Below are 24756 nucleotides of genomic sequence, written 5' to 3' on the forward strand. Positions count from 1 at the left end.
AATGTATCTTGATGATCAAGTATAATTGCATTACGGAATAATGTTGCATTATGGCCCTTATTGGAGAAATACTAGGCAAAATTATGTCATTTAGCTTAGAAAATTGAATTTGGCTGTGCTAAAGACTGAGAAACACCGTCTGTTTGTTTAGATTAACCAGTTCTGGCGAATAGTTCAGAATGCAATTCATTAGGGGGAGGCATTAAAGTGTTTACGCTTACACAAATTCAGTCCGCTGCCACCCGGACATTAATATTATCACTAGCTCTGTTTTTTGCGGCTTGTTCAGCACAAAATGAAGCGGCGTCAACAGCACCGGTCACTCTTTCGGGGTCTGCGGAATACATTATCGGACCGAACGACGAATTGGATGTTTTTGTCTGGCAAAACCCCGATCTTTCCGTCACGGTTCCCGTTCGCCCAGATGGTCGAATTTCAACACCTCTTGTCAATGACATGGTTGCAGCCTCAAAAACTTCTGCACAGCTCTCTAAAGATCTGGAAAAAGAGCTCAGCCAATACGTGAAAGACCCTCTTGTAACGGTCAGTGTTTTGACATTTAACGGCCCTTTCAGTCAGCAAATCCGAATTGTCGGACAAGCGTCGCAACCAATGGCAATTCCCTTCCGTAATCGCATGACTGTTCTGGATGCAATGATTGCAGTTGGTGGTATGACTGAATTTGCCGCCGGCAACCGGACCGTTATTGTTCGTGAAGAGGGTGGCGAGAAAAAATCTTATGGCGTTCGTCTAGACGACCTTCTCCTGAACGGTGATGTCAGCGCCAATGTTCCCTTAATGCCTGGTGACATACTTATCATCCCGGAAAGTTGGTTCTAGAGTAGGCGCTATTGATATTGCCGATGATTTGGCATTTGGGAACATAAAAAAGGTAGTCGTATCGTGATGTCTTCTCGTCCATCAGTTTTCGGATTACGGTCTTTAAAAGCTAGTGTTTTTAGCTTTGGCTTGCTGGGAAGTGCTGTCGTAAGCACGTCAACAGCAGTGGCTGCAGACTGGATCTTCACGCCATTTGTGGGGATCAGGGAAGCCTACACTGATAACGTTTTGTCCACAGCGACAAATACAGAAAGTGATTTCATCACGACACTCAACGCCGGCTTTACGCTTGATGGTATTGGCAATCGGCTTAACATACTTACATCTTATGATGGCGCTTACGATATTTATGCAAATACCTCAGATTTAAATGGATTTCGCCATAATCTGCTGGGTAGTGCCAACGCAGAACTTGTTCAGGATCATTTTTTCATCGATGGTCAAATTGCCTATACGCCTGAAGACTTATCGACTACCGGGGCGTCTTCCGCGATTGATAGAACATTATCAAATAGCCAAACCCAAGTTCTAAATTACAGTATTAGCCCTTATTATTTGCAACGGTTTGGTGGAACTGCTGTCGGGATCGCCCGGTATCGTTTTTCCCAGCTTAGATTTGACGAGACAGATGTTGGCGGGGCTGTCGACAATCCCGGCAATGAAACAACGAATGAAGTTAATCTGATCTTGGAAAGTGGCAGAAACTTTAGTCGAACCAGCTGGTCTCTTGAAGCATTTGGCGTAGATACGGTTGTTGAAGATGGCGATGATCTAAAACGCGGAACGTTTGTTGCTTCCGGCCAATATTCGATAAATAGAAATGTCGCGCTACTCGGTATAACGGGATATGACGAATTTGACGGCGAAAATATTGATAACGATGACATCAGTGGCGCCTTTATCGGTGCTGGCGTTCGCCTCACACCCGGCCCAAGAACAGATTTGAGCCTGGGCTACGGTTATCGGTATGGCGGTGGTATCTGGAACATGGATTTCTCCTATATTGTCTCCAGCGCGGCGATTCTCACAGCGTCCTATGTAGTTGATGTCGGAACGGGCGGCCAGGCTTATACCAATAGAGATGTGCTTGATGAAGATGGTGAGCTTGTAAACACAAATTTCTCGAATTCCGATTTTGTCGGCACAACGACCAAATATGAAACTTTCGATGTTGGGATAAGAGGTACGCGTGGGCTAAATGGGTATTCAGCAGGCGCGACATATGAAAAGCGAGACTTTTTAACGGCCAACACAAATGATGAAACGGTGTCGTTTTTCGGTTTTTATTCAAGGGAACTTTCCCCGAAACTCGGCCTCTCAGTCGATGGATCATGGTCGAAAATCATTGAACCGGAAACCCCAGGAGAAGCGGAAACAACTATTAGAGCAGGGGCGGCGCTAAATTACAGGTTCGGTGATAATTTTACCGGCTCATTGGCTTATAACTATTATGACCGGAATGCTGATATTGCAGCGGATAACATTAAAGAAAATGTCATCTCTGTGTCCCTAAACAAATCTTTCTAAGTTACTCCACAGAGACATAACGACACTTCAGATACAAGGCTCAGGTGTGAGGGCGGAGCTTTTTGAAAATCAGCTTCGCCAATTCCTTATCGTGAATAACGAGCGCCGGCTTGTCTTCCGGATTCTCTTCCTTGTTATCAAGCGCGACAATATTGTCATCGGAACTGGTTTCTTTTGGCGGCCCGACATCAAAAATGCCATGCTTTCGTTTGTCTTCAATTACTTCTTCGACAATTTTCGCGTCAATTTCAGGTGCCATTCTGGCAAATCCATAAACCAGAGATGTATCGCATAAAATATTGATTATTCTTGGGATACCACGGCTCGCGTCAAATAATTTTTCGCAAGCCTCGCGCGTGAATAGAGGCATTTCCCGGCCAGCTACCAATAACCGGTGCGCTACATACACTTCTATGTCATCGGCGGAAAGCGGGGAAAGATGGAAGTCAGAAGCCACGCGCTGCGCGAACTGAACAAGTTCCGGGGCTTGTAAAAGTCCCTTCAGCTGTGGTTGCCCGACAAGGATCAATTGGAGGAGCTGATCATTATCAGCATTAATATTTGATAAGAGGCGAAGCTGCTCCAACAGCTTGGGCCCAAGATTTTGCGCCTCATCAACAATTAATATGGTACGCCTACCCGCTGCGTACTCGCGAATTAGAAACTGTTGTAATTCATCATGCAGGGCAACATGGGATTTGTCTTCGTAAGGCTGCCCAAAGGCCATGAGAACCCATTGAAGCAGCTCACCATCCTGTATGTTGGAAACCAGGCCCACTGTATATTCTTCATCAAGCCGTTCTAGCAGATGCCGGATAAGTGTTGTTTTCCCACAGCCAATCTCACCGGTTACAACCGTAAAACCCGCCCTATTCATAACGCCATATTCCAGCATGGCGTAAGCGAGCGAGTGACTATGGCCCCAGTAAAGATAATGGGGGTCCGGCAAGATTGAAAATGGTTTTTGGGTTAATCCGTAAAACTCTCTATACATTCAGGCATTCTTCCACCGGGTAAACCAGGTATTTAAAAATGGTTTTCAAAAATAATAGTTTAGCTAATTTGCCTTGGCAGCGCGGACTTCTTCCAACGCCAGCTTGGCCTCTTCCACTTGAGAAAAATTTTGTTGTTCAGCAAGCTTCAAAGCTGCTTCAAGTTCTTTTTCTGCTTCATTAAAGTTGTTTTCCGCCTTATGGGCCAACCCCAGATGATATCTAACGATGGCCATATTCGGCAGAGCTTCCGCGGCCTCTTTAATCAGCGGGGTCGCCATTTCATATTCACCCAAACGATAATGTATCCAGCCTAATGTATCTTTAAAAAACGGAACTTTCGTATTTCGGAATCTTTTCGCGAGTGCATACGCTCTTCGCAGACTTTCTTCATCTTCCGCACCTTCCGCAATCAGGCTGGCCAGATTATTGACAACTATTTCGGAATTAGGCCTGGTGACCAATAACTTCTCATATATGGCAATTGCATTATCAGCTTCACCGTTCGCCTCAAAGAGCCCGGCCTGCGTCAAGTTCATGGTAAAATTATCCGGGAGCGCCGCCAATCCGGCCGTTAAAACGTCCTGCGCCTCATTTTGCTGGTTGCTCGCCAGATAATATCTGGTCAGCATCATATAACCTTCCGGACGATCGGGGTCATTTTTAATCAGGTCCAGAAATTCCGTTTCCGCTTTTTCACGCTCTCCCTTACCAAGCGCAATTTGTGCCAGCAACATTTTTGCCAGGTAATTATCCTCGCTTCTTTCAAGAACCGAGTTTAAAAAGCTTTCTGCTTTGTCAACTTTACCATTTCTAAGGTAGGATTGAACCAGTGACAACATGGTCTGTCCTGAATCCGGAGTAGACTCATATGCTTTTTCAAATTCCTGTTCACTGTCATCTGCCTTTTGTAATCCCGCGGCCGCAGCCCCGCTTATCTGAAGCCCAATGACATCCGTCGCATCAATTTCCTTAATTCTGTCCGCAAGTTCCTCGGCTGCGCCCCAATTCTGTTTTCGCAATTGCAATTGTGCCATAGCCTTTAACACATCCGTATTCCTCGGATTTCTTGCAATCATTTTCTGTAACAGGTCTTCCGCCCGCTCCGGTGCGGATTGGCGCAAAAAGAATTGCACGTACGCCAAGCCCACTTCCGGTGCCTGCTTGCTATATCGATAAGCTGCCGCCAATCTATCTTCCGCTAATTCAAAAGCACCATTTATTTCATGAGCTTTTGCCAGCAATATGGATGTATTAACGGTATCAGGATTTTGCTTGAGCGAAGATCGCAAATTAGAAATTGCGTCTTCTATGTTGCCTTCGTCAATTTGCATAGCGGCACGCATAACCAGAGCTTGGGCATTTTGCGCGTCGGTAGCCAAAACTTCATCTACCAGAATTCTGGCTTGAGCCAAATCACCTTTGGTCAGATATGTTCGGGCTACCCGGTTCCGGGCGATCAATGCATCTTCGGCAACTTTTGCATTATCGATTATTGATTGAAGTATTGCCTGCGACTTGTCTTCATCACCCATCCTGGCCCAGAGTTCAGCAAGCGCAAAGCGGTATCTAAACACTTCCGGATACTCTGCAATCAAGCCTTCCAACTCCGCAACAGCAGCTGAATCATCCTTTGTCGTACGGATGAATTTAACAACATCGAGTTTTGCATCGATATCTTCTGGATTGTCAGTTGCAATGCCCCGCAAAACGGTTTCAGCCTCAGCAAAACGATTTTTCGATTCCAAGAAGGAAGATAACCCTTGTCTATATTCTTTGCTTTCCGGATTTTCAGCAATGAGTTCCTGGAATACACTGATAATTCCCTCATCATCATCCAGTGCAGTCAATGCCCTCATTTTTACAATTTGAAGCGGTGTGCTTCCAGGACGATGCAGCAGCCCTTCATCAATTATCGTTACAGCACCTGCCGGCTCCTTCGCGTCTAATCTTTCTGCCGCCAACACCGTCACGGCATCGATATTAGAAGGATCGATTTTCAACGCCGCCGTTGCAGCTGCCACAGCGCCGGGTTTATCATCTAGCCGAAATAAAACCGCCGCCTTCAATGCGAGTGAATCTGCACTATTCGGATCCAGTTCCATTACCAGATCACTTGTTTTTAATGCATCCTCAAGCCGCCCGGAGAGGAGCATGATTTTCCCATATCTTGATTGGGCTTTGACATGTTTGGGATCCAGTTCAATAGCCTTAAGGATATCGCCTGCATATAGCCGTAGATTGCCTTCACTCTCTTCAACGAGTGCCAGACCATACCATGCATCTGCATAGTTTTCCTTGAGTTGAAGGGCGTTTCTAAATTCAATACCCGCCTTGATGAAATTTTCTTTTTCAACGAACGCCATTCCCGATTCATAATGGGATTTAGCTTTTTCTTCCGGTGAATCACAGGCTGCTAAAACCAACATCAGCAAACTTGCAAAAATCAAAGCGGGACCTGATTTAAATTGTGCAATCCGTTCAATCATCTTAGCAATCCTGTTTCCTCAATCGCCAGTTCAAGTTACCAGCTCAATAATATCTTTATTCGGCATTTGCGTTTATATCTTATAACATCACAGCTTCACTTTTTGGTTTATAAAAAATGGAAGCGTCGCAGCATAAAGAACAATGTATACTGCAATTCAACTATACATAGGTAAATATTAATACAAATTTCTCAAGATATACTTAATATCTCAACGATTCCCGGCGACTAGAAACTGAATATGTATGTTTTAGAGTTCTTTCCATACTTCGTTCGCTTTAGCATTCCAGGTGTGATTTCTCACTCTTTCACGACGAGAGATCTTATCACCGCGATTCTCCAGGTTATCCTTTATAAGGGAGGCAAAATCATCAGAGTCTTTTGCAACAGCAATATGGTCTCTAAAATATTCTATTTCTGGAAAATAAGTGCTCACTACTGGTCGTCCAACAGCTAAATACTCTTTCATTTTCACCGGGTTACAGGCTTTTATCCAGTCGCTGTCATTCCAAGGCATGATGAGGACATCACAAGCCGCCATATAGCTGGCAACTTCTTCATAGGGCCGCCGCCCTAACTGGTAAACATTATCATATGGGCACCAATCCTCCGCAAGTGAGCAGGCTCCAATCAAAACAAAGCTTACATCCGGTAATTTTTTGACAACATCGACGAATAAATCAGGATCAAAGGTGTGTGAATCTATTCCGCCGATAAAACCGACACGCGGTCCTTTAATGGAAACCATATCTTCCGGTTCCCCCAAACCGTTATCCGCATCGATACCAGCCTTTTCGAAAACATCGAAATCTACACCATGATCAACAAAAACCGAGCAAGAGTTTTCATTTTTCTCAGCTTCGAAAAGTTCGCGCGCACAGAAAAGCACGATATCCGATTTTTGCTTAAGCTGTTTATCGAAAGATTTGATTTTTACTGGATCGACATCTTTATAGTCTTCAAAACGGTCTGTTCTTTGATAAACCGTAAGTTCGGGCTTTAGCTCATCAAGTATGGTGACGCCGGGTGGGCAGGCGACCCAAACCAGCGGATTTTTTATATTACATTTACGGGCCGCCATTTTAACTTGTATTGCTAACGCTTTGCGGGATATCCAAGCACTAAATTTACCGTCGCCTCCCGCTGGCAGGGTAATCGGGCTGCTGACGAAGAAATTTTCTCGAATTTTCACCAGCCCTCTTAGAAGGCTTTTGAATTTCCGGTGCAGGCGTTTGAAAAACATTGCGCCCTCGGCAATCTTTGGGCCACGCATACCTATGGAGTTCACATACAATACTGGCAGTTTTTGACTAAACTCCCGCATCATCTGTAAATCGTAATGACCGTGATTATGATACCACCAGTCCTCTCCACCAAAGCAGATCACTCCGTCAATAGCGGCGCCCGATTTTGATCTGATCATGTTCCTTCTTTTCCAGTATCCAACAAATTTGATTTCAAGTTCCTGCTGCTTTTACGAACCCGTCTCACCATGTTTTTCACCTAAACATATATTCTCGAAATCTTCTGTAACTCCAGCAAATACAACTAGTTCAATACCATCGAATACATTAATAATTGGCTAATTCCACCCGAACAATAGAGGGCCTGGCCAATAGTCAAATAAAGCTTCTGACGCATTTTCCATGACTAGAGATACAAAACAGATTTAAGGTATGTTGCAAGAATGGTAACAGAACTTCCGCCATGTCAGATTTTCAATATGCGCTTATATGCCTCCAGTAACGGCTTAACCTGATGCGACCAGGACAATTCATTCACTACACGTTGCCTACCGTATTCTCCCATCTTTTTCCGTCGGTCCGGGTCGGCCAGCAATTCAATGATCTTACTCGCCATATCAACGGGATTATTCGGCTCAGCATATAAGGACGCCTCTTGCGCAGAAAACCGTCCCTCGACGACGTCAAATTGTATAATCGGCTTTTCGAATGCCATATATTCCATGATTTTATTCATCGTGGATTTATCGTTCATCGTATTTACGAGGTCCGGATTTACACAGACGTCGGAAGTAGATAACACTTCAAATAATGTTTCATCGGGCGCACGGCCAGTAAAAGTTACATACTCCGAAATCCCCATTTCCTGTGACAAGGATTTCAAATTTTCAAGACTGGATCCGCCGCCAACCAGGCAAAATTGTATATCTGTTCGCTTAAGGCTAAAGACAATATGCTTTACGGATTCAAGGAGCAAATCAATGCCTTCCTGTTCACCCATGACGCCCACATATCCAATTAAAAATTGCCGGCCATTTTTCCAGGCATCATTCGGCGGCAGGCGCTGAATCCTGCTCAAGTTAGGCCCTGATCTCACAACAAATACGTCGTCGGGAGACATGTTGCCCCGCTCTACAGCGATTTCGCGGTAGCTGTTATTCGTTGCAATTGAAACCGTCGCTACCTTGAATGTGAGTTTTTCAAATATGCCCATCAATTTCCAGAAAAACCCTCGCTTACCATACTTCGCTTCATATAGTTCGGGGTTAATGTCATGATGATCAAACAGGTATTTTACCCCTAGTAACTTGAAGGGTAGTGCGACTAAAAATATTAAGTCCGGGGGATTGCAGCCATGGATAACATCAATTCCACGTGTAAAATAAACCCTCAATGTCAGAACAAATTCCCAGAATAAAGCACAGCTATATTCAACAAGGTACCCCAGCGCACCTGACGCATCGAGTGGGAGCGGGTGCCTGTAAATATGGATCCCTTCCAATTCTTCCCGGCGGTCCGTAAAACCAACCCCGGTCGGACATATGATTGAGACGTCCGCTCCGGCAGCTTTCAAGGTAAGAGCTTCATGCCAGACCCGACGGTCAAATGGAACAGGAAGATTTTCGACAACAATCAGAACTTTTTTGTTTTTCAGCGGTTGTTCAAGAGACAGATCGACTGTCTCATCTGCTTTGTCATCCAGCGTTATGTCATATGTTTCTTGCGGATTTATATTCATGAAATTGTACCGATATTTACTTTTTGCGGACAATTAATTTCCAGCTTGCCGAAATCGTCGTTTGCCGAAATTACCAGCTGGTAGTCTGAACTTTCAGCGATTTCCTTAGTAACCAACAGCCTGTCAAGTGTTGGCAGATGCGAATAAGCATATCCTAGATTTTGGCCGATTAGGCGCGAGGCATCCAGGCTTTCATCGTAAACATCCAACTCAAAACCGTCTTCCAACAAACGGCGAGCCATATCAAGATTAGGGCTTTCTCTTAGATCATCTGTGTTGGCTTTAAACGCCAGCCCGACAAGAAGTACCTTGCTTCCAGCGGGCAGGTTGGCAACGGCCTGCTGAAATTGAAACAGTTTATGAGTGTCATTTGACGGCAACAAGGAATCTATTAAATATGTACCGGCACCCACATCCAGCGAAATTTTCTGCAAAGCCCTAACGTCTTTTGGAAGGCAGGATCCGCCGAAAGCGCCTCCTGGACGTGTATAATAACTTGAAATATTGAGTTTCGTATCCGAGACAAATATCTCATGAATTTTTCGGGCACTTATGTCCATTTTTTGACATACACGGCCAACTTCGTTAGCAAAGGCGACTTTAACAGCGTGCCATGTGTTATCGACAAACTTTGTGATTTCAGCTTCCCGATAATTCGTATAGAAGACCTCTGCATCAATACCTTCATGGAGCTTTTCCATATTTGCCGAGGCTTCACCATCATATGTGCCGATAACTATTTTGGGCGGATTAAAATAGTCGTCAATCGCAGTTCCCTCCCTCAAAAATTCCGGATTATAGACAAGCTCAATGGATTTCATTCCCTCGGCACCGAGACTGGTTTCAAAAATTGGAGAAACAAGCTGCTCTATTGTCCCTGGCCGAAATGTCGAACGGAAGGCAATCGTCAAGCTACTCTCCCGATCCAGGTCGAGTGAAGAAGCGAGCTTCTTGGTTACATTTGCAATGAAGCCCATGTCGTGAGATCCATCAATATTGCTTGGCGTTCCGACACAAACGATGGCCATGTCAAAAGAAGACAAGCCCTCAGGTATGTCGGTCGTTGCCGAGAGGCTGCCGGAGGCGACGCCTTCCTTTAATAATTCATCAAGCTTGGGCTCTCTTATGGGTGAAATACCAGCATTGAATTCCGCAACTTTCTTTTCATTGACATCAATACCAACAACCTGATGTCCCTGCTTTGCGATACAACATGCGGCCGTGCAGCCGACATACCCAAGTCCAAAAATAGCAATACGCATACTTTTCATCCATTTTGAAAAACTAATTTAAATGATTTTGATTTGTAACCGTGTAAAAAATGCCGTCATGTTCTGCCAAACTCATCATCAATTCTGATAATGTCGTCTTCGCCGAGATAGGCACCTGTTTGAACTTCAATGAGCTCAAGAGATATTTTTCCGGGGTTTTCCAGTCTATGTTCACAGCCCATCGGTAAGTATACATTTTCGTTTTCATATACTAGAAATGTCTCAGATCCTCGCGTTACATTTGCCGTTCCCTTAACGACAATCCAATGTTCCGCCCGGTGAAAATGCTTTTGGAGCGATAGCTTGCCTCCCGGCTTTACGGAAATGCGCTTGACCTGATGCCGGCTACCCAAATCAAGTGTCTCATAATCACCCCAGGGCCGGTACATTCGCAGATTTTCCACGACTTCAATTCTCTCGTCTGATCTTAACTGTTCAACGAGCTGCTTAACCTGAGATACATTATTTCGATCGACAACCAGCAATGCATCCTTTGTGGACACTACAATTAGATTTTCACATCCAATAAGTGCCATAAGCCGCCCGTCGCCATGAACGTAACAGTTTTTTGAGCCCATGATATAGGCCTCTTGGTTCGAAGCATTTCCTTGTTTATCTTTTTTGGATAGGTCCCAAATGGACTCCCAGGTCCCCACATCCGACCAGTCAAATCCAGCGCGAACCACTGCGGTGACATTGGTTTTTTCCATCACCGCATAATCGATGGATAGTTTTGGGCATTGAGAAAAAGACGTTTCATCGAGCCGGAGAAAGTCCAGGTCAATTTTCGCGTTTGCGACTGATTTACCGGCAACATCCAGCAATTTAGGACAATGTGTCTGCATTTCAGTTAGCATAGTTTTCGCGGAAAACATGAAATTGCCCGAATTCCATAGAAATCCGTTTGCCAGATACTTCTCGGCTAGTTTTTTATCCGGCTTTTCCACAAACTGTTTTACAGAATATCCGTTTTTATCAATTGGCTGGTTCTCATCCATTTGAATATAACCAAATTCACTGGAGGGCTCATGTGGCTCTATTCCAAAGGTTGTAATATGGCCAAGCGCTGAAATTTTTGCGGCTTCCTTTACGGTTTTTCGAAATTCGGCAAGGTTGTTCACGACATGATCCGATGCAAGAACCAACAGCATCGTGTCCGGATCCTCTTCATTTGCCAGAATAGCGGCAACCGCAATTGCAGCTGCTGAATCGCGCGGCTCGGGCTCCAGAACAATCTGTGCTTTCGTGCCCAGTTTTTCCACAGCCTCACCAATCAAAAACCTGTGCTGCTGATTTGCAATAATCAGTGGGGATAAAAAAAGTTTGTCGTCGGCAATTCGTTCAAGTGTCATTTCAAACGTTGTACGGCCGTCAACCAAAGGCACAAAGGGTTTTGGCAAACACGCGCGAGAAACAGGCCATAACCGAGTAGCGGACCCACCGCATAAAATGACTGGTCTTATTTTCATGGAACTAGAAACCCTTGCTCATATTTCTTGTAAGCGATGCGGTAAAATAGCTAAGCCTCGATAAATCCATACAATTTAAAGTCGCTTCCACCTACTGACTGATTTAAGAAGATAGAATATGTTCATCTTTCTCCAACATTACAAATAGACAGCAAACCTACATATTTAGTTAATTTTTGCCAAATATGTTTCACCTTCTATGTGAGCCGAAGCCAGGCGAAAAAATTCAAAAAACAATAAAACCTTACCGTGATATAACTGAAAATCACCCCAAGCGAAGGGTATCAATTTAGATTTTCTGTTTCACTCGTTTGACTAATAGAATTCTTACACATTCCAACACCATCCTATATGTACTATCAGATGCTATCATAAGAACCTGGCTCTTGTTAATATATCGTGTTCTTTCAAACAAGATCTTCTCTTACTCTATATTCCTTTTGAGAAGAACCGATTGCTTGCTGTTTTTAAAATGCCTGTAAAAATATTAAATATGTAAGTATCCAGTAATAACAGCGTAATAATTGCAATTCCCCCTGATCCAAAGCCACTCAAAACAAACCGAGCAAAAAGATCCCATGATTCCGGAATTAAATAATTCAATAGAACATAACCACTCGCCAGCCCGGCTAAAAATGAAGATAATGGTGCAAATAGTAACTTGGAAAGATATCCGGGTGGAAATTTCACGGTCCAATTGATAAGTAAAAAATTAGCGGGAACATTTATTACAACAAAAACCAACGCGCGCATTCCCGCCAACGCAGCTAGTTGGTATTCGACGGCTTCATCTCGGAAAAAATGGGCTACTACAATGAAAGATACAACGCTTGTGCAAGTTGTTCCCCATGTTAAAGCAGCCCCTATTCCTGGCTTTCCAATTGCCTGCAATAGATAAGGGGTGAGTATAGAAAATGACTGCACGGCTCCGACAACACATAACATGATCAAGCCTAGCCAGGCCACCGCCCACTCATCCCCCAAAATCTCCAAAACAACGGATGACATTCCACCCAGCACGCCTAGAATTGGAAATGATAATCCTGCACTCAATCGGATACACTTCTCAACAATTTGCGCCAATTTTGCAGTATCATTTTGATGCTGTGAGGCGTATGGCAGTATAAAAACGGCAATTGAACGGGAAAGAAGAGAATTTACGATATCAACCAATCTATCGCAGATCCGGTATAACGCTATCAAGATAGGACCAAAGAGGATTCCGACTAGAATAGCTTCCATACGTGACTGCGCAAAACCACCCATCTCGTTTAAAAATGCCCCGCCAGCAAAAGGCAATACATCCTTTAAATATTTCCAGGAAATATCGAACCCAACTGCATACGGATTGAAAAACCAGGCGAGCGTCATAAAAATCACAACTCCAACCCATTGTTGAACGACTAACGCCCATATTCCATACCCGTTTAACGCCATGTAAACGCCGATCAATCCACCAAGGATTCCGCCGATTACATGTATATATGTAAGATGCTTGAAATCCATTGCTCTCACTAGCATGCCAAGCGGAAGCGTCGTCAAACCTTTCAGCAATATTAGCGGCGCCATGGCAATAATGACGTTAGTCACCTCTGGCGTATTATTTATTTTCCCCCAAAATCCCGACGCAGAATAAGCGACAACAGACATTAGCAGACACCAGACAATGCTCACCCAGAAAATTGTGTCCAAATGCCCTTTTTGCAAATCTTTTCGTTGAATGATAACTGTGCTGAGAAATTGGCCCGCCACGATCTGTATAAAGAAAACAAAAATTCCGGCAATTGCAACAATTCCAAAACTTTCGGGGCCCAGTATTGCGGCTAATATAAAAGCCATCACACCGCTGATTCCGAGCGAAGACATATTCATCGCAAAAGACCAACTGAGAGCCTTCCTGGGATTGCTTGCCATTTGCTATTTGCTTTCCACGGGAACTTGATTAATCACAACTTAGCCTTGACCCAAAAGGCCCATAGCGGCCTGCTTCGTAATCGGAGCTTAGGAGATAGTTTTTTAAACCAAAGACGATAATAGAAAAAATCCAGATATTCAGACATCAGCAAATAAATCCTCATCCTCACCCTCGATGAAAATCTTGTAAATATCAGCCTTTTCATCTGATATTCTTTGCCGCCAAGCGCCGTTTTGTAATCGTAATGCCCCGGACCTGCTTCAGCAAGCTTCAAACCGTCATCTATTAGAAATTCCAGACATTTACCATGTCCTACGCGCCCCAAAGAAAATCTCATCATTTCTGGATCCGGATCTCGAGCTGACAATCTCATATAGGATATCTCGCCCAGTTCAAACAAATATGTCATGCATAACGGTTTTTCTTCTGCAGAAAAATCATGAAATTTAGCCTGCCCCTTAGGCGCCAATTTGCGAACGAGTTCTCTATTAAATTCGAGGCCGTCCGGCCATTCTCCAAAATGACCCAATTTACCCACATGCTTCCAAAGTTTCGTATGCAAGCTTGCAAAATTGTCAAAAAATTTTACCGCACTTTCCCCTTCAACTATCCGATTCTCAATTTTGAAATCGTCCGAAAGCAAGCGGTTACTTTTATTGTAACTCCTTCTCGTGCTCTTTCCAAAAGAGTGCAAATACTCGTCAAATGTATCAGGTAAATCGAAAACAGTGTGGATTCCGACGTCCTTTTTTTCCTGGAAACCAAACTTATTGTCAGAAACCTCATCCCAGTTTTCTATCAATGATAATGGGTTAATTCCTGAAAGAGGCGAAAGACAGACTGCGTCGATCTTATTGTTGGCGAATAATGAAGAGAGTACTGCCTTCATCACCGGAACTTCAAAACCAGGCTCAATAGGAGGTGAAAGAACTGACATCGTCCCGTACGAACCCACAACTCTTACAACTCGTATTGAAATAAAGCCAATTCGAAGGCGTTCAATACAAAACGGCAATACAGCTACTATCTTTTCCTGTTGGGTGACTACGTAACACTTAATCTCACTGTTTTTTCCGTAAAATTTCAACCAGGTTTGAAGCCAATCAACCACAAAATAAATATCACTGCCAGCAGCCTCGACAAAGTGGTCCCACTCCTCTTGATATTGGATGAGTTCCTCCACAGACTGCAATATGGTAAGCGAGAGCTGACCGCCTGCAGCAGTATCCTGACTAAAATCCATCTTGCTTTGACGGCTCCCGACCAAATGATTGAAATCGCAATCTGTGGATCGCGAGAATTCTATTTTTTGTGGGGTTCGAGCCATCACAATTTCGCCTTTACCCAAAAGGCCCATAACGGCCTGCTTCGTAATCGGAGCTTAGGAGATAATTTTTTAAACCAAAGACGATAATAGAAAAAATTTAGATATTCAGACATTAACAAATACAGCTTTGTTCTGGCGACAACAGCCAAAGAAGTATTCGTAAATATCAATCTTTTCATCTGAAATTCTTGGCCGCTAAGCGCCAATTTGTAATCGTAATGGCCCGGCCCGGTTTCCGCGAAATTTTTGCCTTCATTTATTAAAAACTCTAGATTTTTGACGTATCCGATGCGACCCAATGCAAATTTCTTTAACTCCTGGCTTGGATCACGCGCTGTTAGCCTTCTGAATGACGATGAGCCCAGTTCAAAACTATAACCGGCACTCAAAAGACGCTCGCCAGCGGACAATTCAAAAAATTTGATATGTCCCTTGGGCGCCATCGTACGAACAAGCTCTCGATTAAACTCAAGACCATCCGGCCATTCGCCAAAATGACCCAATTTACCGACCTGCTTCCAAAGCTTAGTATGAAAATCCACAAAAACATCGAAATAATCTACAGCTTCTTGATCTTCAATAAGTCGATTTTCAACGTCAAACTTTTTTGACAATGAGCGGTTTGTGTAAAGATATTTCTTTTTCTGGCTTTTGCCCAATGATGTTAAATATTCATCGAACGTGTCCGGCAAATCAAATACAGTATGAACCCCCACATCTTTTCTTTCTAACAGATCAATTCTTCCATCAAAAACCTCACTCCAGTTCTCTATTGTAGATAAAGAGCTTAGTCCAGAAAGTGGTGAAAGACAGACAGCGTCACAATTTCCCGTTGCGAGTAGGTCAGAAACTGCCAATTTTATTACAGGCTCTTCTTTTCCAGCTTGAATTGGGGGAGAAAATACAACTATTGTCCCATATGAGCTCACAAATCTTGCTATCCGAATTGAAGCAAACCCAATACGAATGCGCTCAATACAAAAAGGAAGCACAGCAACTATCTGCTCATTCTGTTTGGCTATATAAAATCTTATTTCACAGGTTTTTCCATAAAATTTCAGCCAAGTTCGAAGCCAGTCGACCAAAAAATAAACATCGCTGCCAACAGCTTCGACAAAATGGTCCCATTCTTCCTGATGTAGGATGAGATCTTCAACAGACTGCAATATTGTAAGCGAGAGCTGACTGCTTGCAGTCGTATCTTGGTCAAAATCCATCTTACTTCGACGGCTCCTTACCAAACGTATGAAATTTTAACCCTTGTATCGCAAGAAATGCTTTTGTGCGAAATCCTCCTTGCTGAGTAAAAAGGGATAGAATTACAAACAAAACACTACGCATAAGCATCGAGGCAAAATATAAAAACCTAAATTCTAAATAGCCAAGTAGTCCGTAGTATTTTCGCGCATAAATCAATTTACTTTTCTGAAGCTGTACATACATTTTAGCAAGTATTTGATCTGTGCTCTTATTCCCACCATCCCTATGAACAACATGTGTTAATGGTGTGAAAACGCACCTATACCCATGGGCTCGGATACGACGGCACCAATCCGCCTCTTCAGCATAAACAAAGAAATCATCATCCATACCACCGACCTCTTCAAGCACCTTTCTGGGGACAAGCATGAACATTCCCGAAACGACATCCACTTCCATTTCCGTACGGCGATCCCACCAATAATAATGTGGCTTACCCCAGAACCGGCTCGATTTCGAAACTCGAGCCAACCCGGTTAGCACCAAAAACGTGCTCCAGACAGTCATGTCGCTAAAGCATGTATTTTGAATTACGTTTTCAGATTCAAAAACTTGACATCCACCGCAGCCAATAGAAGAATCTTGCTGTATCCACTGAAGCATTTTATCAATTGCGTTGTCTACAACCAGAGTATCGGGATTTAACAGAAGTACATATTCACCTTGCGATACTGCCAGAGCCTGATTATTTGCAGCAGCGAATCCTCTGTTGCTATCATTTGCAATGATTTTTACGGAACTAAACTTGTCCTTTATGGCATCTACCGAACCATCAGAGCTATCATTGTCGACAACAATAATTTCATAAGTTGATCGTGTTTGTTCGATAATCGATCCTATGCAATCTAGGACCATATCGCGTACGTTCCAATTTACTATTATTACTGACACTAATGGTTTCATTTTCCGGGCTTTCGCGATCATAAATTCCACCGGAATCCAGTTTCCGGTATTTCTCTATACCCCGAGGAGTATTTCGGGACCATATTTCAACATTGTAAATTATTCGTTATTTTAACTAAAATAGAATTTGTTTAATTTGTCTGTGTAGCTGAAATTACTAAGAAATTTACATCCGGCGACGAGAGACGAAAGTGATACGCTCTAATAGAGATCCGAAGTATGATCTTGACCGGCTTCGATGTTGAACTTCACGACCAATTGCTATCTGACTCCTATATTTTCGATATCGCTTTTAGCCATTTACTTATCAATTTTTTGATTTTAATTTAACTTTTATTAAAGTTTTTTTGCCAAATTGGAATGTCATTGGTTCTTTGTTTGGCGAGGGCACATTTGCGAAGCCAAAAGTGTAGAAATAAGGCGATGAGGAACCATGTTGTAAGCTCTGTAAAATCAATTTTGACCTGCAGCGAAGATGGAAGTGATCTGATTAACGGGCGCAAGTCTAAATCAAAGCAAGGATTAATTGCCATCTAGTTTTCTAACTTAAGGATTGTTTTATTGAAATATCGTGCCGAAATTGACGGTTTGCGAGCACTTGCCGTCATCCCCGTTATTCTCTTTCATGCAGGATTTAAACTCTTTAGCGGCGGATTTGTAGGTGTAGACGTGTTTTTCGTTATCAGTGGCTATCTGATAACAACAATTCTTATTGATGATATTGAGAACAATCGCTTCAGCATTGTTAACTTTTATGAAAGAAGAGCGCGGCGAATACTCCCCGCTCTATTTTTTGTGATGCTGTGCTGCTTACCATTTGCTTGGATGTGGATGCTTCCAAATCAAATGAAGGATTTTTCGAAAAGTCTCATAGCTGTCAGTCTTTTTGTTTCCAATATTCAATTTTGGCGTGAAAGTGGGTATTTTGATACTGCCGCCGAAGAAAAGCCCCTACTCCATACTTGGAGTTTGGCTGTTGAGGAGCAATATTACGTTCTTTTTCCAATATTTCTTTTTTTAGCCTGGAAATTTGGTAAGAAAAGTGTGTTTTGGATGATTGTCGCATTTGCGGCAATCAGTCTTGTATTAAGTGAATGGGGCTGGCGAAACTATGCAACGGCAAATTTTTATCTCGCTCCAACTCGTGTCTGGGAACTGTTCGCCGGTTCCATAGCAGCCTTCATCGTACAAAGTCGAGGCGTCAGAAAAAATAATATTCTCTCACTTTTAGGGCTTTCTGCAGTCGTTTTTTCCATATTTGTATTTGATGAAAGCACTCCGTTTCCAAGTGTTTACTCTATAGTACCTGTCTTTGGCGTAGTTCTTTTAGTATTGTTTGCAGACAAGGAGACGATTGCAGCAAAGCTGCTCAGCACAAAAATCTTTGTTGGCATTGGTCTAATTAGTTACAGCGCTTATCTATGGCATCAGCCTTTATTTGCATTTGCTCGAATTCGGCAAATCGAACCTCCCAGCGATGTGTTGATGTTGGGGCTTACTGTTTCATCCTTGGTATTAGCGTATTTCAGCTGGTTATGGGTTGAACATCCTTTTAGACAAAAATCAAAAGTTAACCGTCAGAATATATTTCTATTTTCACTTATAGGAATAGTTTCATTCTGTGCAATTGGCGCTTATGGAATTTTCAAGGATGGGTACCTTAACAAGGGTTTTGTATATGCACCTAACATTGAGTATGCATCGATGAGCGAGAAAATACTTAAAGTAGGAGATGTTTGTATCCCTGAGTTTGTACAAGGATTGAAATGGACAAAAGAATGTGAATTTGGTGATACTCAAGCGGATAAGACAATTGTACTTATTGGTGATTCACATATTCAAGCACTTTCCTGGTCACTTGATGAGCTCTTCAAGAAAAATAATATAAAAGGGATCTCCATAGAACTCGATGGATGCGAACCTATTCCTTACATGAGAGTAGACAAAAATACATCTGTTAGTAATTGCAACGAACGGTTTGACGAATTTCTGAAACATGTTGATTCCAAAGAATCTGATGTAATTTTGTTAAATCGTTGGAGTTATCGGCTGTATCCTATCGAAGGCTTGATTGTAGAGATGCCATACAAGGGTAGCGAAGGACATGTTGAAAGTGATGTCAAATATTTCGAAAGTGATGTCTTGGTAAATGGTGAATTTTTCCGCGACGCTGACACGAAGGGGGCATTCCTAAAGAAATATGTTGAGAAGATTGCTGAAGTGTCGAAATCGCTCTTTCTAGTCTATTCTATCCCGGAAACCGGGATTAATGTAGAGAAGCTCAATCGCTTCCACTATGGCAGCAACAATACTGTCCTCGATGAAATATCGATTCCCTATGGTGATTACACAAAGCGAAACAAATTTGTCGCCGAAGTTTTTGAGAGAATTGAAAATTCAAATATAGTTCGTATCTATCCGGCAAATTTACTATGCAACACTTATATTGATGGAAGATGTGCTGTTCAGATAGATGGTGTTCCCATTTACTATGATGATGATCATCTTTCAAAAACAGGAGCAGATATTCTTGTTGAAGAGATTATTTCTAATTCAAACTGGACCCAGCCCTTCACCAAGTAAATGATTTCGAAGTTAGCTTGAGTTGAGGAGAAATCCGACTCCTCACTGATGCCCGTCAGCATTCGCAAGATATAATATTGAGTTTGCAAAAGGTCGAACATTATACCCATGCGATAAAATCCCGAATTTTTCCTGAACCCGCCAAAATTTTGATCAAACGGCCGCAAATTTTTTAATAAAACAAAACGTGCCAAACGCTAAACATTTGAAGCATGGCGCTTGCAAATCGACCATACTGCCGCATAATATTAACACTTTGGCGGACCAAAGACACTCTTAGTTAAGCAATCGTCTGTCTCAAAAACACTGGCTTTGAATTGGAGGGATAAGTTCCTTGAAATATTTTATTGTTTTGGCCTTATACCTTAATATCAGTTTTCTATTCGCTGCTTTGTTGCCATCACATGCCCTCGCATCTTCACGAACTTTTTACGTTGATATTAATACACAAGATTCAGCCAAACAGGACGGTAGTGTAGAAAATCCGTGGAACTCAGTTGAAGACGCGCTCGGGGGGAATACCGTCAGAGGTGGAGATACGGTTATTCTTCGGAAAGGAAACTACGGAAATTTGATCATTGAAAATCTCCGTAATGAAGAGTCCATAACAATAAAAGCTCAGGATGGCCATAATGTTCAATTTAGTGGTATTCAAATTTATGCAAGTAGTAACTGGGGCATCAAAGGTTTAATAATTAATGGGTCATCGGAACAGGGCAAAAGAAAACGGCATCTTGTTACAATTGATAAAAAAAGCGATCGAATTTTATTGAGCGATCTCTCCATCAAATCAACAACCGATACCAAATTATGGACAGACGAAGACTGGACTTCAAAAGCGTCAAACGGAATATTCTCACAAGGTACGAATATAGTAATTAGGAATAATCTAATTCGTAATATTAATCACGGAATATGGATACTTGGCGAACAAACTCTCGTTTCCGGGAATACGGTAGATTATTTTTCTGGAGACGGAATGCTAGGTTTAGCAAATCACCTTATTTTCGAAGACAATTTAGTCAAAAATTGTGTGGAAGTTGATGATAATCATGATGATGGATTTCAATCATGGACAAAGGGTTCGGATGGAAAAGTTGGTACGGGTACAATTTCAGATGTGATCCTGAGAAGAAACTCATTTATCAATTCAGTACCTCCAGATAAAGAATCTGAATGTGATATGCAGGGAATTGGCTTATTTGATGGAATATATGAAAACTGGGTCATTGAAAACAATCTCATTGTGGTAGATCACTGGCACGGCATAAGTGTCATGGGCGCGAAAAATGTCAAAATTGTAAATAACACTGTTTATGATCCGAATACCAGACGGCCGGGGCCGGCATGGATTCAAATCTTTTCTCACAAAAATGGAACAGAATCGACAGATTCCCTTATCGCAAACAATATCGCAGGCTCATTTGGGAAAAAAATGTACGGTGTTTTATATACGGGTAATATGGTTCTAAGAAATGCGCAGAGTGTATTTAGAGATGCGGAGAGTTTGGATTTCGAGCTTTCGCCAGACAGCATCGCGAAACAAGGAGCAAATCCAGATTACTTACCCGAAACAGATCTCAAAGGGCGAAAAAGACAAAAAAATGGCACCGGAGATATTGGCGCCTTTCAGACCCCTTAAATTTGGCCTTTAACTATCGAACGCTACTCATTACTTCGGAGACAGAGCTGATCTGACAATTTCTTCTAAGTGCGTAATCCATCGCGAATTCAAGTGTTTTCGGCTTCACTCCATATGCAGTGGGTGAATTTTGAACATCATGCGTATAAAAGATAAGCCATCCTTTTCTTTGCAGGGCTGCATCAATAAGGTCAGCAATACTTTTCTCTGTAATCTCCTCTTCATAAAGCGCGTTTGCTTTTAAACAGGATAGGTCTACTTTCCCCAAATTTAAACCTGGGCTGATACCCCGCCCCGACAAAAACTGATCAGAAATCATCTTTTTTGCGCGTAAGTTTATTGATCCGAATGGATAAGAGAAACTAAGAGGCTTTCTGTTACCTGTTATTGAGTTCAAATAATCTATACTTTGTTCAATTTCCAAAGTCAGGTCATGTTTACTTAATGTTTCACATCGCTTGTGGTTGTAGAGATGTGAGGCTAATTCATGATTGCTTTCTTTAAGATACTCAAGATCATCTTCTGTTTGACAAGGCAGCTCATTTTCAAAACCATTCGTCAATCCCCCGCATAAATAAAATGTTCCTGACAACCCCCTGTCTCTCAGCATTTTACCACCAACAGTTATTGCAGAACGCGGACAATCATCAAATGTAAAGCTTACAACCGGCTTTTCAAACGTCAAAACTCTAGAGTTTATAGGCGCATATCGAGCAATTTTTCGATCGAACTTTCCAATAATTTTTTCAGCAAAAGTCATTTAGTTGATGCCCGCTCATTTGGATTTTTTCAGCGAATTGTATGTCTTTTCTGCCAGTTTTACCAAACCGATAATGACTTGGTTTCCAATCTCATAGGGCCCGGCCGCAGTTACGTCGTCGCCGTTAAAGCCTTTTTTGAAATGAAATACACCTTTATTGCCGTCTGGATCGATACCGCCAAGGTCATACCACTTGCAGCCTCGGGATTTTGCCTCAACTATTGCGTTCCATTGCAATAAATATGACGCTTTAAGTTGGTTACCTTCTGCCGTAGAAGCCCCGAGAAGATAAACAGCAGTATCACCAACATAACTGCCAACATGGGCTGCTAACACGTTATCGTCTTTAGACGCAATTTGAATGAAAAATTGATCGTCACCCGACAAACCTTCTTGAACTCTTTCATAGAAATCAACTCCCAATGAAACGTCAAAGCCCTTTTTTTGTTTTAATTGGATAAACAGATCCTCGAATTTTTGAAACCAAGGTCCGGATGTTCCAGTAGAGATGGTCAAGTCATTTTTTTGCGCACGATTAAGCTGATTTCTCCATTTTCCATTCAGTGAAGATCGAATTTCATCAGTATCTTTTTCAATATCAACGACAAAAGTCCTGTATTGGTCCGATTGATTAATTTTCCGGAATCCAAGATCCTCAAAAATAATAGATCGATTAGCGTTTCCTTCTTCTGTGTATACAGAGCATTTAATTCTCAAAACGAAATTTCGAGACCGAGTATATTCAGCAATCAGGGCCTGTAGGCACAGTTTAAAATCCTGCTCGGCTTGAGCATCATTGCTATCTCGAACATGAATAGGGCCTCCGTTTACGTAAGCAATCCCTAGTGGAAAAATGGGTAATTTCTTAAGCCGTACATTCGTGAGCCCTATCAGTTTTTCCTGATTAAAGATGCCAACAAACTCTGATTTCGCTCCAATTCGAGCTGCGCTTTCAACACCATAACTCCAGAACTGCCTGTAATTATGATCGCTAAATTCCGCGATATGCCTTTTCCATTCATTTTCATTTAGAAAATTTAATTTGAGACCGTTCATTCCAAGGACCATTCTTTCTGCTAAGAGGACCTATTTCTTATAGGTGGTGCTAACTGGTGCGTTGGCTGCTGATCGCCAGTTGTTTCATTTAAATTACGGGCTCGTTCCATTGCATTTTTTCGTGCATTGGCGATAATTGTAACTGCAAGGCTTACGCTTCCTCCAAGGAACAAATAGAAAGCATTCAGCATTTGGCCAAAATAAGAAACGGCCAAAAAACTCATACAATGAACAAATAGGACACTTCCGGCTCCCCACAAAACCCATCTATCCCCATTGGTTTCCGACGCCTTAATACCGCGTCCAATTATTTTGAATATGGAATAAATAAACAGGATAAAGAGGACAAAGCTCAACAACCCTCCGCGAACAGCTTCCAATATAAATTGATTAGTTACATCCTGAAGCCCATAGTCCCAATGAGCGGTAGATCGAACACCAACAAGCCACCATTCATTAAAGTTGTCTATAAATTTTTCGATTAAATTATATCGATGCCAACCCGTTGATCCGCCTGAAATATCAATTCTGGAAATCAGGTGCCAAACCGGTGCTTTCATCACCATATGCAACGCAAGTAGGATCAAAAGTATGCCCCATCGGACATACGACATAACGGAGCGAAATACATACATCGCCATGGCTAAGCAGCCGAAGAAAACTGACATAACAGGCGTACTGGAGGCGGTATTCAATAAAATGCCCAAGCAACAAATACCAAATATGATCAGAAGTATCCGAGGTATTTGTTTATTCATCCAGAACGCTCCGAACCAAGGCAGTATCACCGCCCAGAATACGCCCGCCATAATCGGATGAGAGAAGGGGCCTTGGCACCGAAGCCTGCCATCTCTAATGGCGGTATACTTCGGAACACCACCGAATTCTGCAAATAAGTTACGGCCAGTTACTCTTTCCACTGAGAAAACTATAAACATTGGAATAGAAGCAAAACCTATAAACAATATATTCCGTCTTAGATCCGCTACGGTTCGAATAAAAATTCGCCCTAAAAAATAAGCTCCGGCCGCATCAAGCATATACCCAATTCTAAAGACGAAAGCCCCGACATTGCCATATAAAATTCCATATGCGAATATTCCCCATATCATAGATACAAGAATATAGACGTCCGGCGCTTTCATAGTGAAACCCAGGTACTCTCGTCTAAACATGACGCGTATAATTGCCGCAATAATCACTATTCTAATAAAACTGAAATCTATTGTTGCAATAACAATGCGTTGGGCACTTGGAATCGCCATGATCATAATCAAAAGCGGAATAATCGCATAATTTCTGCGCAGCATTATCGTGGCTATCGCGCACAGAGCAACCAAAGCGATACCAACAGGATGTGCTGTTGTTTCATTCGCCCAGCTTATAAGCATCGTGCATCATCTTTCCGCCCTAAATATTGATCAAAAGAGTACTCTCGAAAGTATACTTCTTAAAATCTCGATCTACTAGAATGTAGCTGGATCAAACCTTGATTTACATTTCTTTCTCATAACCGGCGGTGAACTGAGATATTTTTGTTCACCTGAATTACATCAAAACACTACCAAATAGATCACAACGTTATTCCGCAATGATAGAGTTTACATCTATTCTTACGTCAATTTTATCTAAACGTTTTAGGAAATTTGAGTTAAATATATATTAAAGGCGTACTCAATGAACGCCCGCATATAGAAAATTTACAAGGCTGTAATCAAAAAAAAGCGGGTAAATGAACACC

Annotated in this window: 17 protein-coding genes; 4 read left to right on the forward strand and 13 right to left on the reverse strand. The window is 42.3% G+C overall.

Features of this window, described 5'->3' with window-relative positions; all coding sequences use genetic code 11:
- Nucleotides 1–207: 207 nt before the first annotated feature.
- Together NBZ79_RS19255 and NBZ79_RS19260 are read left to right on the forward strand one after the other, a co-directional pair.
- Nucleotides 208–840 (forward strand): XrtA/PEP-CTERM system exopolysaccharide export protein, encoded by a 633-nt coding sequence (locus tag NBZ79_RS19255; protein ID WP_251934286.1) that lies wholly within the window; start codon nucleotides 208–210, stop codon nucleotides 838–840.
- 66 nt (nucleotides 841–906) lie between these two features.
- Nucleotides 907–2367, forward strand: a complete 1461-nt coding sequence (locus tag NBZ79_RS19260; RefSeq protein WP_251934287.1) for a TIGR03016 family PEP-CTERM system-associated outer membrane protein — start codon at nucleotides 907–909, stop codon at nucleotides 2365–2367.
- Between the two features lie 40 nt (nucleotides 2368–2407).
- On the opposite strand, the gene NBZ79_RS19265 is transcribed toward NBZ79_RS19260, so the two are convergent.
- From NBZ79_RS19265 to NBZ79_RS19310, 10 genes are all read right to left on the reverse strand, one after another.
- Nucleotides 2408–3361 carry an ExeA family protein gene (locus NBZ79_RS19265; RefSeq protein ID WP_251934288.1) on the reverse strand — a complete coding sequence of 318 codons (954 nt, stop codon included), beginning with the start codon at nucleotides 3359–3361 and terminating at the stop codon, nucleotides 2408–2410.
- 63 nt (nucleotides 3362–3424) lie between these two features.
- A complete protein-coding gene (locus tag NBZ79_RS19270; RefSeq protein ID WP_251934289.1) occupies nucleotides 3425–5848 on the reverse strand; it encodes a tetratricopeptide repeat protein in 2424 nt (807 codons plus the stop codon).
- Nucleotides 5849–6097: 249 nt separating this feature from the next.
- Nucleotides 6098–7270, reverse strand: a complete 1173-nt coding sequence (locus NBZ79_RS19275; RefSeq protein ID WP_251934290.1) for a glycosyltransferase — start codon at nucleotides 7268–7270, stop codon at nucleotides 6098–6100.
- A 287-nt stretch (nucleotides 7271–7557) separates the two neighbouring features.
- Entirely contained in the window at nucleotides 7558–8829 is a 1272-nt protein-coding gene (locus NBZ79_RS19280; protein ID WP_251934291.1) for a glycosyltransferase family 4 protein, read from the reverse strand.
- Nucleotides 8826–10091, reverse strand: coding sequence for a nucleotide sugar dehydrogenase (locus NBZ79_RS19285; RefSeq protein ID WP_251934292.1), 1266 nt, complete (start codon nucleotides 10089–10091; stop codon nucleotides 8826–8828). The genes NBZ79_RS19280 and NBZ79_RS19285 overlap by 4 nt, the downstream gene beginning before the upstream one ends.
- A 65-nt stretch (nucleotides 10092–10156) precedes the next feature.
- Complete coding sequence (locus NBZ79_RS19290; RefSeq protein WP_251934293.1) at nucleotides 10157–11569, reverse strand: mannose-1-phosphate guanylyltransferase/mannose-6-phosphate isomerase; 1413 nt, start codon at nucleotides 11567–11569, stop codon at nucleotides 10157–10159.
- 429 nt (nucleotides 11570–11998) lie between these two features.
- Nucleotides 11999–13483: an oligosaccharide flippase family protein gene (locus NBZ79_RS19295; RefSeq protein ID WP_251934294.1), complete on the reverse strand. Its 1485-nt coding sequence runs from the start codon at nucleotides 13481–13483 to the stop codon at nucleotides 11999–12001.
- Between the two features lie 32 nt (nucleotides 13484–13515).
- Complete coding sequence (locus NBZ79_RS19300) at nucleotides 13516–14841, reverse strand: GNAT family N-acetyltransferase (RefSeq protein ID WP_251934295.1); 1326 nt, start codon at nucleotides 14839–14841, stop codon at nucleotides 13516–13518.
- The gene (locus tag NBZ79_RS19305; protein WP_251934296.1) at nucleotides 14811–16028 is read right to left on the reverse strand and encodes a GNAT family N-acetyltransferase; all 1218 of its coding nucleotides are present in this window, start codon (nucleotides 16026–16028) and stop codon (nucleotides 14811–14813) included. The genes NBZ79_RS19300 and NBZ79_RS19305 overlap by 31 nt, the downstream gene beginning before the upstream one ends.
- A gap of 1 nt (nucleotide 16029) precedes the next feature.
- A complete protein-coding gene (locus NBZ79_RS19310) occupies nucleotides 16030–16995 on the reverse strand; it encodes a glycosyltransferase family 2 protein (protein WP_251934297.1) in 966 nt (321 codons plus the stop codon).
- Between the two features lie 540 nt (nucleotides 16996–17535).
- Here NBZ79_RS19310 and NBZ79_RS19315 point away from each other — a divergent pair.
- Together NBZ79_RS19315 and NBZ79_RS19320 are read left to right on the forward strand one after the other, a co-directional pair.
- Nucleotides 17536–19557: an acyltransferase family protein gene (locus NBZ79_RS19315; protein ID WP_251934298.1), complete on the forward strand. Its 2022-nt coding sequence runs from the start codon at nucleotides 17536–17538 to the stop codon at nucleotides 19555–19557.
- 334 nt (nucleotides 19558–19891) lie between these two features.
- Nucleotides 19892–21199 (forward strand): right-handed parallel beta-helix repeat-containing protein, encoded by a 1308-nt coding sequence (locus NBZ79_RS19320; protein WP_251934299.1) that lies wholly within the window; start codon nucleotides 19892–19894, stop codon nucleotides 21197–21199.
- 13 nt (nucleotides 21200–21212) lie between these two features.
- Here NBZ79_RS19320 and NBZ79_RS19325 read toward each other — a convergent pair whose 3' ends face one another.
- Genes NBZ79_RS19325 through NBZ79_RS19335 form a run of 3 tightly spaced genes read right to left on the reverse strand, consistent with a single transcriptional unit; the run spans nucleotide 21213 to nucleotide 24406 of the window.
- A complete protein-coding gene (locus NBZ79_RS19325) occupies nucleotides 21213–21959 on the reverse strand; it encodes a polysaccharide deacetylase family protein (RefSeq protein WP_251934300.1) in 747 nt (248 codons plus the stop codon).
- Between the two features lie 15 nt (nucleotides 21960–21974).
- Nucleotides 21975–23015, reverse strand: coding sequence for a lipid II:glycine glycyltransferase FemX (locus NBZ79_RS19330; RefSeq protein ID WP_251934301.1), 1041 nt, complete (start codon nucleotides 23013–23015; stop codon nucleotides 21975–21977).
- A gap of 20 nt (nucleotides 23016–23035) precedes the next feature.
- Entirely contained in the window at nucleotides 23036–24406 is a 1371-nt protein-coding gene (locus tag NBZ79_RS19335) for a hypothetical protein (RefSeq protein ID WP_251934302.1), read from the reverse strand.
- Between the last annotated feature and the right edge of the window lie 350 nt (nucleotides 24407–24756).

Origin of the sequence: Sneathiella marina (genome assembly GCF_023746535.1) — a bacterium.
In the GTDB taxonomy this organism is placed as follows: domain Bacteria; phylum Pseudomonadota; class Alphaproteobacteria; order Sneathiellales; family Sneathiellaceae; genus Sneathiella; species Sneathiella marina.

Bases quoted from the DNA above. Each gene is read 5' to 3' on its own strand.
- NBZ79_RS19260 (WP_251934287.1), top strand. From the start codon at position 907: ATGTCTTCTCGTCCATCAGTTTTCGGATTACGGTCTTTAAAAGCTAGT.
- NBZ79_RS19265 (WP_251934288.1), bottom strand. From the start codon at position 3,361: ATGTATAGAGAGTTTTACGGATTAACCCAAAAACCATTTTCAATCTTG.
- NBZ79_RS19270 (WP_251934289.1), bottom strand. From the start codon at position 5,848: ATGATTGAACGGATTGCACAATTTAAATCAGGTCCCGCTTTGATTTTT.
- NBZ79_RS19275 (WP_251934290.1), bottom strand. From the start codon at position 7,270: ATGATCAGATCAAAATCGGGCGCCGCTATTGACGGAGTGATCTGCTTT.
- NBZ79_RS19280 (WP_251934291.1), bottom strand. From the start codon at position 8,829: ATGAATATAAATCCGCAAGAAACATATGACATAACGCTGGATGACAAA.
- NBZ79_RS19285 (WP_251934292.1), bottom strand. From the start codon at position 10,091: ATGCGTATTGCTATTTTTGGACTTGGGTATGTCGGCTGCACGGCCGCA.
- NBZ79_RS19290 (WP_251934293.1), bottom strand. From the start codon at position 11,569: ATGAAAATAAGACCAGTCATTTTATGCGGTGGGTCCGCTACTCGGTTA.
- NBZ79_RS19295 (WP_251934294.1), bottom strand. From the start codon at position 13,483: ATGGCAAGCAATCCCAGGAAGGCTCTCAGTTGGTCTTTTGCGATGAAT.
- NBZ79_RS19300 (WP_251934295.1), bottom strand. From the start codon at position 14,841: ATGGGCCTTTTGGGTAAAGGCGAAATTGTGATGGCTCGAACCCCACAA.
- NBZ79_RS19305 (WP_251934296.1), bottom strand. From the start codon at position 16,028: ATGGATTTTGACCAAGATACGACTGCAAGCAGTCAGCTCTCGCTTACA.
- NBZ79_RS19310 (WP_251934297.1), bottom strand. From the start codon at position 16,995: ATGATCGCGAAAGCCCGGAAAATGAAACCATTAGTGTCAGTAATAATA.
- NBZ79_RS19325 (WP_251934300.1), bottom strand. From the start codon at position 21,959: ATGACTTTTGCTGAAAAAATTATTGGAAAGTTCGATCGAAAAATTGCT.
- NBZ79_RS19330 (WP_251934301.1), bottom strand. From the start codon at position 23,015: ATGAACGGTCTCAAATTAAATTTTCTAAATGAAAATGAATGGAAAAGG.
- NBZ79_RS19335 (WP_251934302.1), bottom strand. From the start codon at position 24,406: ATGCTTATAAGCTGGGCGAATGAAACAACAGCACATCCTGTTGGTATC.